Below are 12,912 nucleotides of genomic sequence, written 5' to 3'. Positions count from 1 at the left end.
TCCCATGAAAAAAGGGTTTATTTTTGACTTAGACGGCGTCATTACAGATACGGCAAAATTTCATTATATTGCTTGGAAAGACTTAGCAATGGATTTAGGTATTACAATTGATGAAACATTCAACGAAACGTTAAAAGGCATTAGCCGTATGGATTCGTTGGATAAAATTTTAGCTTACGGACAGCGGGACGATGAGTTCAGCATAGAAGAAAAAGAAGTTCTAGCCCAAAAGAAAAATGACGCATATGTTCAGCTTTTAGCAGATCTTTCAGAAAAAGACTTATTACCTGGCGTTCATGATTTTCTCGTCCAAGCGAAAGCAGAAGCAATTCCTTGTGCAATTGCTTCTGCTTCTAAAAACGCTCCAATGATTCTAGAAAAATTAGGCGTACTCGATTTCTTCGGACATATCGTTGATCCAGAAACGCTAAAAAAAGGAAAACCTGATCCTGAAATTTTCGTAAAAGCAGCAGAAAGTATCCATGTTGAACCACAGGATGCAATTGGTTTTGAAGATGCTCAAGCAGGAATTGACGGAATCAAAGCAGCTGGAATGTATGCTGTAGGAATTTCTGAGACTGAAATTTTAACTGGTTCCGATTTACAAGTAGCTTCTATGACTGAATTGTCTGTTGAACAACTAATTACTATTTAGAAAAAGAAAAAGCTAACCTGTGTAACAATGGGCTAGCTTTTTTCGATTAGTAGAAAAAAACGTTAAGCTAATTTTAATTATTACATTTACATTTCCTTAAAAAGTCTTTTGTGTTACAATAGATTACAAAGAAAGAATGGAGTTATAGCATAATGAAAAGGAAATTGTTTAGCGAACTATCACCAGTGACTTACGAAATTTCAGTGAAAAAAAATATTTGGCAGAGAAAGTTACGAGACTTTATCCAAGCAGAAAACCTTGCTCAAACAAAAAATGCTGAGCCTCTACCTGTATCCGTTTACAAGCATACTTCTTTGATCCACAGAAAATTAGGAAATACGGACTTGGTCCTACAAGAGAATAAAGCAATCAATCTAAGACTTGCCGCACCTAAAATATCTCATATTTTAATCAAACCGAATGAAACTTTTTCTTTTTGGCACTTAGTGGGGAAGTGTTCTGTAAGTGAGGGCTATAAAGAAGGGGTAACCATTTTTAATGATGCTGTTCGCCCTGGTCTAGGTGGCGGTCTTTGCCAATTCACTAATTTGATTCATTGGATCATTCTGCATTCACCATTAGAAATCACTGAGCATCACCACCATGATGGCCTAGATCTTTTTCCAGATTACGGACGTAAAATCCCTTTTGGGACCGGAACTTCGATCGTTTATAATTATTTGGATTATCGCTTCAAAAATAATACCAAAGACACCTATCAACTGATCATCTCTGTTAGCGAAACCCATCTTAATGGCGAACTTCGCTCAGATAATGAACAAACAAACAGCTATCATATTCGTGCTAAAAATGAATATTTTTCAAGAGAAAATGGTCAAGTTTTCCGCAATGGTCAAATTTTCAGAAAATGTATCGATAAAAGAACAGGTAATTTATTAGAAAACCTACTAATCAAAGAGAATCACGCACGCGTGGTATATGATACGACCCATTTAGATATTAAAGAAACAGATTGATTGAAGAGGCAATTATACGATTTATGAATACAGGCTAGAACATAAGTGCTATTCATTTCTGTTCTAGCCTTTCTTTATTCAACTATTTTTAATCTTTACCATTCTAACCCAGTAACAGTGAATAATTGTCTATTACAGAAGTTTGTTATCCCGTTCAATCGAACGACAGTCTGTTAAAGAGTTCTTTCTCGCGTATATTCTTCTCACGATCGATCACATATAAATGCGGATGGCTATAAACATAGACAAAGTCATACAATTTTTCAGATTTTTTCCTATAAATGTGCTTTGCTAATTGCTCAATCCCCTTCTCATCCTCACCAAATACAAAAATGAATAGATTGTTTTCATTGAAAAGTTTATAATTACCGATTTGAAGTTTCTCCACTTTATTATCATATGCCTCAATCAAATTAAATAAGGAATGCCAGTTGGCAATAGAAATAGACACTCGTTTCTCCGAATCTTCCGGTACAGGTAAATTGATTCGTAAAACATCATTGCCGTATTTTTTCTTGATGATACTGAGAATTTGCTCATCGTCATGAACATTGATTTTTTTAGGTGTAGCACTTGTAAGACACTTTCCTTTAATGATTGAGTGACTTCCACACCAATATTTCGTGTTGGATTTTGACTATCAGGTTTATCTAAAAGAATTGCTTCTTTGTATTTTTGGGGTTCTGCGGCCAAAAGAATTTCTAAGGCTTTTCGTTCATCTGGTCGTTCCATAGGCATCTACTCGCTCCTGTCACTGACTCTATTACAGTCAGATTATACTATGTTTTAAGAGTTAATTCTCAAAAAAGAGGACGTTTCCTCTCGCTTTGAAACAAATTGTACTTTTGACAGCACTTTGTCTATACTATGAGTAATTCAAAAATGAGAGCGCTTAGGTTAGGAGGCTAATTATGAAAACAAGTCAGGGCGATGTGTTTAGAAGAAGAGAAAATTTGCTCGAACGGTTAAAAGAAGCAGAGTACTTAACCATTAACGAGTTGGCAGATTTTTTTAACGTTTCTACAGTCACAATCAGACGTGATTTATTGTTTTTAGAAAAGAAAAAGATGATCGAGCGGTTTTACGGCGGCGTTCGATTACTCCCTCATCTTCCCTTGCAGACCGTTACAGTGCAGGAGGAACGAGCCTTTCCAGTAGAGGCTTTTATTAAGCAAATCACCCCTTTGCTAGTAGAGGATCGGCAACTTTTTGTCGGAGCAGGTCGCTTCTCGACAGAATTGATTTATGCTCTGTCTTTTTTTAAGCTCATGATTTTGACGAATGATGCTGCTGCGATTTCGATCGACCATCCTAAGAAAAAAGCCTTGATTTCGATCAGTGGCGGGGAACTGGAAAAAAACACACAGGCTTTAGTTGGGGATTTTGCTATCCATTCTTTTAATAAAGTCGTCGCTGACCTTTGTATCATTGAAGCTGCTGGTTTTAATACCCATGAAGTAACGACTAAAACCTTGAGTGAATCCTTTGTTTATCGAACCATGATCCAGCATACAAAAGGAGCTAAACTCGTTTATACCTCCTCGACTCATTTAGAATCTGTGAGCTCTTTTATGATCGATCGAACCTTTTTATTCGATACATTATATACCGATTCTGCTATTTCTACTTCAATTTTGGCACACTATCAACATCAGTCGATCCCCACAGAAGTCTTAACTGAATAAAAAAGGTATACTGAAAAGTGTTCGCTTTTTCGCAATTGCCTATCCAGAACTGTTCATAAAAATACTTTCATGAACAGTTCTTTAAATTGCATTGAATTTGCCGAAACAATCGCTTATTCTAAAACCAAGAAAACGCTTTATAAAAAAACAGATTGGAGAATCATATGACGAATACATTTCCAAAACATTTCCTATGGGGCGCATCCATTTCCGCCCATCAAACTGAAGGCGCTTATCAAAGCGACGGCAAAGGCTTAAGTGTTCAAGACACACGCCAAAGAGATAATCATGACATTGCGGACTTCACGGTAGCCGTCGATCACTATCACCACTACAAAGAAGATATTCGTTTACTCGCTGAAATGGGGATCAAAGTCTTCCGATTTTCGATCGCTTGGACCAGAATTTTTCCAAATGGACGAGGTGAAATCAATCAAAAGGGGCTACAACACTATAACGATGTAATTGATGAGTTATTAAAATATGGGATTCAGCCTTACATCACCTTGAATCATTTTGACTTACCACAAGCTTTAGAAGACGAAGGCGGCTGGAGTGTTCGCACCACTGTAGAGGCCTTCAAGCATTATGCAGAAACTGTTTTTGAAGCCTACGGGGACCGAGCCAAACATTGGCTGACCATCAACGAACCGAACATCATGCTTCTAGTAGATAAAAAAATTCTTGGTAAGGAGATTCCACTACAAGAAAAGTACCAACAGTTCCATCATTTGATGATTGCCGAGAAATATGCGTTTAAACGCTGCCACGAACTGATCGAAGGCGGAAAAATCGGACCTGTTCCCAACATTTCACTTGTTTATCCTGCAACTAGTAAACCATTAGATAATCAAGCAGCGCTTTATTTTAATAGTGTCCGCAACTGGGCTTATCTAGATTTCTCTTGTTTTGGCCGTTATAATACTGTCTTTAAAGATTATTTGAACCGCAATAATGTGACAATCACAATTGCCCCCGAAGACAAAGAACTGATGGAAAATCATTTCCCTGATTTTGTTGCGATGAACTTTTACACAACGGTCACTGTAGAAAAACCAACTAAAAAAGACGGTATGGCAAACGGAATCAGCGATCAACAAAGTGAAGATATCATGGAATGGGGTTTTTACAAAGGCTTCACCAATCCTTATTTGAAGAAAAATGAATTCAACTGGACGATCGATCCCGATGGTTTAAAAACAACGTTGCAAACACTGTATGATCGTTATCATTTACCGATCATTATTACCGAAAATGGTTTAGGCGCAAAAGATGAGCTTACAGCTGATGGCAAAATCCACGACACATACCGCATCAACTATTTAAAACAGCACATCGACCAATGCTTACAGGCAATTGAAGCCGGTGTTGATTTGATTGGCTACAGCCCATGGTCAGCAATCGATTTAGTCAGTGTCCATGAAGGGATCAGCAAGCGTTATGGTTTTATTTACGTAGACCGCACAGAACAGGATGAAAAAGATCTTGCTAGATATCGAAAAGACAGTTTTTATTGGTATCAAGAGCTGATTAAAACAAATCAGCTGCCCTCTTAAAGAAAGGAGAAGAAAATGAATAAAGTATTTACATTCTTAGAAACAAAATTGATGCCGCCTTTGAATAAAGTAGCAAACTTGCGCTTTATTCGGGCAATCATGCAAGCAGGGATTATTACGGTGCCGTTTACGATTGTGGGATCGATTTTTCTGATCATCAATAATCTACCGCAAATCATTCCCCCACTTGCGCCTTTTTTTGAACATACGATTTTGAAATTTGCACCGATCTACAGTGTAGCAACGACTATGTCGATTGGTTCGATCGCGATCTTTTACTGTTTGGCAACAGCCTACTATTTGACCGATATTTATCGGAAAGAAGAAAGTGAAGGGCTTAGCAGCTTCGTGGGTGCTATTTTAGGTTTGTTTGCCTTTTTGATGACCATTATCCAAACGGATATCGTTGATGGTGGTGCGCAGTTGATCCAATCTGAAAGTGAAACAGCGATTGTTTATAATGGCGTTGCATTAGGTGGGTGGGTCACTCGCTTTAGTGGGGTGGGTATTTTTATTGGCATCATCACAGCAGTGATTGCTACACAGATTTATCGTTTATGCGTGAAAAAAAATATTACGATTCGCATGCCAGAAGGAGTTCCTGATGGTGTAAGTAAAGCCTTTGCTTCGTTGATTCCTGCTATTTTTATTGCTTTTGTCATGCTATTTATCAATACGATTTTAGCAGTGTTCCATACTGATTTACATGGATTACTGTCAAAACCGTTTGAATTTGTAAAGGATCTGACCGGTTCTTGGTTGGGAATCATCGTAATCATGCTGTTGATCCACCTGCTTTGGGCTGTTGGGGTTCATGGGACTGCAGTGATCAAGAATAGTTTTATCAATCCAATTTTATTAGTAGCATTAACAGAAAATATTGACGGGGGATCAAATATTTTTGCTGGTGATTTTGTCAATATGTATATCTTTATCGGCGGTGCTGGAAGTACGCTTGGCTTAGTTTTATTGATGATTTTTGTGGCAAAATCTGATCAATTGAAGGTGCTTGGTAAAGCCGCTGTACTCCCTGGTTTGTTTAATATCAATGAACCAGTGATTTTCGGAGCGCCAATCGTGTATAATCCTTATTTGATTATTCCGTTTATTGTGACACCTTTGATCAATGTCACGATTGCTTATTTTGCTTCTTCTCTTGGGTTGGTGAATAAAGTAATTACTGGGATTCCTTGGATTTCGCCTGTAGGGATCGGGGCATTTCTGGGAACGGGCGGTGATTTCCGCGCAGTGTTGATTGCGTTGATTAATTTAGCGGTTTCGATTGTTTGTTATTATCCATTTTTCAAGATGTATGATGGAAAATTGTATAGTGAACAGATGGCCGCTGTGAAGCAAGATTAATCCTTTTTATAAAAGAGTTGCCAGACCATGCTGTATGTGAAAACACAGCATGGTCTGGCAACTTTTATCACTTGTTTTAACGGCGTTTTGTTTCAAACAAAGGGCTAACTGGTTTATTTTCATGGATACGTTTAATCGCATCTCCAATTAGTTCACCTACACTGATTTCATCGATTTTATCCGTTTTACGATCATCAGAAAGATAGATGGAATCCGTCACAACTAAACGTTTGATTGCAGAGTCTTGAATACGTTGTAAAGCTGGTCCTGATAAAACTGGATGTGTACATGAAGCATAGACTTCTTTGGCTCCGGCTTCTTGTAAGGCGTTCGCTGCAAGCGAGATTGTTCCAGCTGTATCGATCATGTCATCGATCAGCACACATATTTTACCTTCTACGTGGCCAATAATATTCATCACTTCAGCAACGTTTGCTTTCGGACGGCGTTTATCGATGATTGCGATCGGTGCTTTCAAGTATTCCGCAAGTTTACGTGCACGTGTCACACCACCATGGTCAGGAGACACAACCACAACATCATCCCCTTGAATCCCATGTTCCATAAAGTAATCTGCAATCAATGGCGCACCCATTAAATGATCCACTGGGATATCGAAGAATCCTTGAATTTGAACTGCATGTAAATCCAATGTCAACATTCTAGTTGCTCCTGCTTTTTCAAGCATATTTGCTACAAGTTTCGCTGTGATTGGTTCACGAGCACGCGCTTTACGATCTTGGCGTGCATACCCATAATAAGGCATCACAACATTGATTGTTTTTGCACTAGCACGTTTTAAGGCATCGATCATGATCAACAATTCCATCAAATTATCATTAACAGGACTGCTTGTTGATTGGATGATGTAAACGTGAGAACCACGAATACTTTCTTCAATATTTACTTGAATTTCACCATCACTGAATTGCGTGACAGAAGATTTTCCTAATTCTACACCGACAGCTGCTGCGATTTTTTCCGCTAAAGGACGGTTTGAGTTAAGAGAAAAGATTTTCAATCTAGGATCAAAATAATGTTTTGACATGAGGACCTCCACTTTCTTTTGCTGAACAATAGTTTCCTTATAAATAGTAGTCACTTTTTCAAAATAAATCAAGTCATTTTGGGGGATTCCTCTAAATTAATACGATTTTCTAATAAAAGTCGGTGACTGTTCGTGTAAAAAAACAAAAATAGTTGAAAGAGGAGGCGTTTGTTCTTTTTTTTTGAAAATCAGCATATTTTATAATGACAATAGACAATATATATATTACTATTTAGATGGCAGAAAAAATGAAAGCGCATTACTTTCGTTGCAGCTAGTTACGTCATTGGACTAAAACTTTCTAGCTTCGCAGACTAGCACTACGCTTACTTTCATCCTGTTAAGCATTAATTATTTTGAGGGGGAATTTTGTGAAAAAGTCAGTTTTAAAAAAAGTACAACTGGGTTTACAGATATTGATGGTTTCAACATTACTTGTAGGTACTAGTACTACCACAGCTTTAGCGATTGAAAACACTCTGAGTAGTGACACACAGGAAACTTCAACACGCACTTCCGAAAGTTCCACTGCTTCAAGTACAGTAAAAAATGAACAAGATGTCGTTCAAAAACCTTTAGATGAAACGGACGATCTACCACAAAAATTGACGATTTTAGGAACCTCTGATGTTCACGGTCAGCTATGGAACTGGTCTTACGAAGATGACAAACAAACACCAGTCGGTCTTTCTCAAGTCAGTTCTATTGTAAATAGTGTTCGCTCAGAAAATCCAAATGGAACCATCTTGATCGATAATGGGGATATGAATCAAGGAACGATTCTGACAGATGATCTATACAATAAAGCACCTCTGATTGCTCAGCCAAACCCCATGATCAAAGCCATGAATTATATGAACTATGATGCAATGGTTTTAGGGAACCATGAATTCAATTTTGGCTTGGATCTAATTAAAAAGCTTGAGAATGAAGCGAAATTTCCGATCTTATCAGCAAACACTTATGTAAACGAGTCAAACAATCGCTTTGTTGGCGGTACAATGAAAAAAAATATTGACCTAAACGGAGACGGACAAACCGATTTGACTGTCGGCATCATCGGTCTCACAACACCGCAAATTCCATTATGGGATGGCGCCAAAGTAGACAGCCTTTATTTTAATCCTTTGCAAGAAGAAGCAGCCAAAGCTGTTGCTGAATTAAAAGATGAGACAGATATCATTGTTGCGTCGATCCATGCTGGCCGTCAAAATGCTGATCCTGCTGCGAGTGCCGATCAAGTCATCAGTAACGTTCCAGGCATCGATGCGTATATTCTAGGTCATGATCACCGCTCTTTTGCAGAAAAAATCCAAGGTCCTAATGGGCTCGTTCCAGTAGCTGGACCTAAAGATACCGGAACAGAAATGATCAAAATCGATCTTGATATTGAAAAAAATGGGGACCAGTGGCAAGTTAAAAACAGTGATGCTGCTATTGTAAGCACCAAAACGGTCCCAGCAGATGAAGCATTAAAAGCTGAAACGAAAGAATACCATGACAAAACAAGAGAATTCATTTCAGAAAAAATCGGAACAGCCACTGGCCATTTTTTACCAGCTGAAGAAATAAAAGGAATCCCAGAAGCACAACTACGTCCCACTGCGATGATCTCTTTGATCAATAATGTGCAACGACAAGCAACAGGCGCTCAACTAGCCGCTTCTGCCCTCTTTAAAGCAGATAGTAAATTAAATGCTGGCGATATTTCTTATTCCAATATTTTTGATATTTACAAATATCCTAATACACTTGTCAGTGTCGCTATTACTGGCGAAAACCTACTGACATACATGGAAAACCAGGCGGATTACTACAATACACCCGGACCTGATGACCTAACAATCAGCTTTAACGAAAAAATTCGTGTATACAATTATGATATTTTTTCAGGAATTTCTTATAAGATCGATATTTCTAAACCACATGGACAACGCATAATCAATCCAACCATCGACGGGAAACCAGTTGATCTTACGGCAAACTATACGATAGCTATGAACAATTATCGCTACGAAGGGTTATTAGCACAAGGTATTGTCACAGAGGAACCAATCAAGTCTACTGATCCTGAAACATTACGTGGCTTGATTGCTGATTATATTCGTGAAAAGCAAACCCTTGACCCCACAGTTGAAATCGAAAATAACTGGGAAGTGATCGGTTATCATTTTAACAAAAACTGGCGAGATTTAGCGGTCAGATTAGTCAACGACGGTACATTACAGACCGAACCTGCTGCCGATGGTCGGACGCCTAACGTTAAGCCTATCACAAAAGAAGACGTGAAAAATGCAGGATATCAACCCGAATCAGAAACCTTCACAATCATGCATACTAATGATATACATGGACGTTTAGAAGGAAATGGCAAAGATGTCTTAGGGATGGCACGTTTGAAAACCTATAAAAATAGGATGAATCCAGACCTCTTGATCGATGTGGGGGATGCCTTTCAAGGACTGCCGATTTCTAATTTCTCTAAAGGTAAAGATATGGTCAAAGTGATGAATGAAGTTGGTTACGATGCAATGGCCGTTGGGAATCATGAATTTGATTTTAGCTTGGAAACTGCATTGGACTATAAAGATGAATTAAACTTCCCAATCCTTTCCAACAATACATTTAAAGATGGAGAGCTCGTTTTTGAACCCTCTACAGTCGTTGAAAAAAGTGGCGAAAAATATGCGATCATCGGCGTAACAACACCAGAAACAGCGACTAAAACCCATCCAAATAATGTACAAGGTGTGACTTTTTCCGATCCAATCACTGAAACAAAAAAAGCAATCAATGAAATCAACAATTCAGGAGAAGTAATGACTGCCTATGTCGTAACAGGTCATTTAGGCATCGATGAAACCACCCCGCATGAATGGCGTGGTGATACTTTAGCTGAGGCATTAAGCAAAGAATTTCCTGATTTGAATATTACAGTTTTGGATGGTCATTCGCATACAGCCGTTGATGGCGGGAAGAAATTTGGCAATGTCATATACACACAAACCGGAAATTATCTAAACAACGTCGGTTTAGTTGACGTTGATTTGGCAGATTTTACTAAAAAAACCGCTTCATTAACTCCCGCACAATCATTAGCAGATTTAGAAGAAAATCCTGCTGTTAAAGCGTTAGTCGATCAAGCTAGAGCGAATTTTGAAGCCTGGGGCTCAGAAGTTGTGATTGAAAATAACCCTTACCAATTCAATGGCGAACGCGATAATGTACGCACGAGAGAAACCAATCTAGGAAATTTGATTGGCGATGCAATGTTCGCATATGGCCAACACGGCTTCAATAATCAAACCGATTTCGCGGTCACAAATGGCGGCGGTATTCGAGCAAATATCGAACCGGGTAAAGTGACCTTGGGTGATGTTATTGCCGTTATGCCATTTGGCAATAGTATCTCCCAAATCAATGTTACTGGTGCTGAAGTCAAGGAAATGTTTGAACTTTCTCTTCGCTCAATGGCGCAAAAAGACGAAAATGGCACAATCCTTTTAGATGATTCCAACCAGCCAAAACTTGGTGCAAATGGTGGTTTCCTCCATGTTTCAAGTACAATTCGTGTACACTACGATTCAACGAAAAAGGGCTCTTTACTGCCAGCAGACGAAGGAAACGGAACAGATAAAACCCTCGTCGGCGAACGAGTTCTGCAAATAGAAGTGCAGGACCGCACAACTGGAAAATTTGCCCCGATCGATGAAAAGGCAACCTATCATATGGCAACGAATGATTTCTTAGCAGCTGGCGGCGATGGCTACGATATGTTAGGCGGCGAACGAGAAGAAGGCCCTTCTTTAGATACCGTCTTAATCGATCATCTAAAACAAGGAACCACCCTGCGCCTTTATGATGCGGCAACAACTATTGATCTTGCACAATATAAAGAAGCCTTTCCCGGCGAACGGATCATTTCCATTTCAGAAGCCGAGTTCAATAAACAAAACAAACCCGGACCTGTACCAAATCCAGATCCAAAAGACCCAACGAAACCTGATGAGATAAAAGTAGCCAAACCTGTTGGAAAAACAGCAAATTATCCAAAAATGGGTGAAACGATTGTCGCATATGGTAGTTTAGGGTTACTAATTATTGGTCTTTCTAGTTACAGTTTCTATGAATATAACCGGAAACGGAAAATAGGATAAAAAAAAGATGACTGCTGAACAAAAATGCAGTCATCTTTTCTTTATTTCTCGTTATTCATATAAGGCATGTTTTTCCCATAACCTTCTTTATTCACTTGCCTAGCACGAGCAATCGCCAAGTCAAATTCTGCTACATCATCGGTAATCGTTGATCCTGCTGCAATAACTGAATTCGCCGCAACGTTCACAGGAGCAATCAGGTTTGTTGCTGAACCAATAAATGCATGATCGCCAATAGTTGTCCGGTGCTTGTCTTTCCCATCATAATTAACGAAAACCACACCACAGCCAACATTGATATCTTTACCCAAGTCTGCATCACCAACATAAGTCAAATGACCGACTTTCGTATCTTCTGCCACTGTCGCATTTTTGATCTCCACAAAGTTCCCCACATGAACACGTTCGCCGATCTCAGCGTGTGGGCGGATATGAGCAAAGGGTCCAACATCCGCATCTTTGCGAATAATACTTTCTTCAACGACTGATTGTGTGATTTTTACATTATCTTCGATGACACTATCAACGATTTCTGAATGTGCGCCGATCATACAATCTTCACCAATCACTGTCTTCCCTTTTAAATGAACACCAGCTTCAATCACGGTATCTGAACCAATCACAACGCCTTCATCAATATAGGTTGAATCAGAATCAACAAATGATACACCATTTCTCATATGCATCGTGTTTAAACGACGATGCATAATTTTATTAGCCTCAGCCAAAGCCACACGATCATTGATTCCCATCGCTTCTTCAAAGTCAGCCATTTGATATGCGGCAACTGTCTTGCCTTCTTTTTTAAGGATCTCAATAATATCCGTTAGATAATATTCCCCTTGTGCATTGTTGGTATTAATTTTAGATAAGGCATTGAATAGTGCTTCATTATCAAAACAAAATGTTCCAGTATTGATTTCCTGCACACGCGCCTCTTGCTCAGAAGCATCTTTTTGCTCCACGATTTTTTCAACAATCCCTACATGATCACGAATGATACGACCATATCCAGTTGGATCGTCTGCGTGAGCGGTCAAAATCGTCGCACTGGCATTTTTTCCTTGATGATAGTCAAAAAGATTCGATAAAGTTTCAGCAGTTAGTAATGGTGTATCTCCTGTAATCACAAGAGTAGTGCCTTGTTTTCCTGCTAAATGTGCTTCTGCTTGCAACACCGCATGCCCTGTTCCTAATTGTTCAGCTTGTAAAGCATATTGGCTACGTTCACCTAAATGGCTTTTGATTGCCTCGGCACCATGACCGACGATCGTCACAACTTCACTTGGATTCGTCTTTTCTACTTGATCCATGATGTGTTCCACCATTGGTTTTCCAGCGACAGGATGCAGCACTTTATATAGTTTTGACTTCATGCGTGTTCCTTTACCAGCAGCCAGGATGATGACATATCTGTTTTCCAATTGCTTCACTCCTAAGATTTGTTTTATTTTTAATCGTTTAGTTTAATT

9 protein-coding genes are annotated in these 12,912 nt (G+C 38.9%); 6 read left to right on the top strand and 3 right to left on the bottom strand.

Features of this window, described 5'->3' with window-relative positions:
- The first annotated feature begins 4 nt into the window (after positions 1-4).
- Both pgmB and BCR24_RS03240 read left to right on the top strand, forming a co-directional pair.
- The gene (gene pgmB, locus BCR24_RS03245; RefSeq protein WP_069639135.1) at positions 5-655 is read left to right on the top strand and encodes a beta-phosphoglucomutase; all 651 of its coding nucleotides are present in this window, start codon (positions 5-7) and stop codon (positions 653-655) included.
- A 152-nt stretch (positions 656-807) separates the two neighbouring features.
- Positions 808-1,632 carry a VanW family protein gene (locus BCR24_RS03240; protein WP_069639134.1) on the top strand — a complete coding sequence of 275 codons (825 nt, stop codon included), beginning with the start codon at positions 808-810 and terminating at the stop codon, positions 1,630-1,632.
- 408 nt (positions 1,633-2,040) lie between these two features.
- Here BCR24_RS03240 and BCR24_RS17030 read toward each other — a convergent pair whose 3' ends face one another.
- Positions 2,041-2,370: a hypothetical protein gene (locus BCR24_RS17030; RefSeq protein WP_239574004.1), complete on the bottom strand. Its 330-nt coding sequence runs from the start codon at positions 2,368-2,370 to the stop codon at positions 2,041-2,043.
- 173 nt (positions 2,371-2,543) lie between these two features.
- Between BCR24_RS17030 and BCR24_RS03230 the strand changes: the two genes are divergently transcribed.
- The 3 genes from BCR24_RS03230 (at position 2,544) to celB (ending at position 6,235) form a co-directional block, all read left to right on the top strand.
- Entirely contained in the window at positions 2,544-3,317 is a 774-nt protein-coding gene (locus tag BCR24_RS03230; protein WP_069639133.1) for a DeoR family transcriptional regulator, read from the top strand.
- Positions 3,318-3,481: 164 nt separating this feature from the next.
- Positions 3,482-4,873, top strand: a complete 1,392-nt coding sequence (locus BCR24_RS03225) for a glycoside hydrolase family 1 protein (protein ID WP_069639132.1) — start codon at positions 3,482-3,484, stop codon at positions 4,871-4,873.
- Positions 4,874-4,888: 15 nt separating this feature from the next.
- A complete protein-coding gene (celB, locus tag BCR24_RS03220; RefSeq protein ID WP_069639131.1) occupies positions 4,889-6,235 on the top strand; it encodes a PTS cellobiose transporter subunit IIC in 1,347 nt (448 codons plus the stop codon).
- A 76-nt stretch (positions 6,236-6,311) separates the two neighbouring features.
- Here celB and BCR24_RS03215 read toward each other — a convergent pair whose 3' ends face one another.
- Positions 6,312-7,283, bottom strand: a complete 972-nt coding sequence (locus BCR24_RS03215) for a ribose-phosphate diphosphokinase (protein WP_069639130.1) — start codon at positions 7,281-7,283, stop codon at positions 6,312-6,314.
- A gap of 371 nt (positions 7,284-7,654) precedes the next feature.
- On the opposite strand from BCR24_RS03215, the gene BCR24_RS03210 reads away from it, so the two are divergent.
- Positions 7,655-11,440: a 5'-nucleotidase C-terminal domain-containing protein gene (locus tag BCR24_RS03210; RefSeq protein ID WP_069639129.1), complete on the top strand. Its 3,786-nt coding sequence runs from the start codon at positions 7,655-7,657 to the stop codon at positions 11,438-11,440.
- A gap of 41 nt (positions 11,441-11,481) precedes the next feature.
- Here BCR24_RS03210 and glmU read toward each other — a convergent pair whose 3' ends face one another.
- Complete coding sequence (gene glmU, locus BCR24_RS03205; protein ID WP_069639128.1) at positions 11,482-12,864, bottom strand: bifunctional UDP-N-acetylglucosamine diphosphorylase/glucosamine-1-phosphate N-acetyltransferase GlmU; 1,383 nt, start codon at positions 12,862-12,864, stop codon at positions 11,482-11,484.
- Between the last annotated feature and the right edge of the window lie 48 nt (positions 12,865-12,912).

It is taken from the genome of Enterococcus ureilyticus, assembly GCF_001730315.1.
GTDB classification, from domain to species: Bacteria; Bacillota; Bacilli; order Lactobacillales; family Enterococcaceae; genus Enterococcus_L; species Enterococcus_L ureilyticus.
The sequence above is the reverse complement of the archived record's forward strand: the minus strand, read 5'-3'. Positions and strand labels throughout refer to the sequence as shown.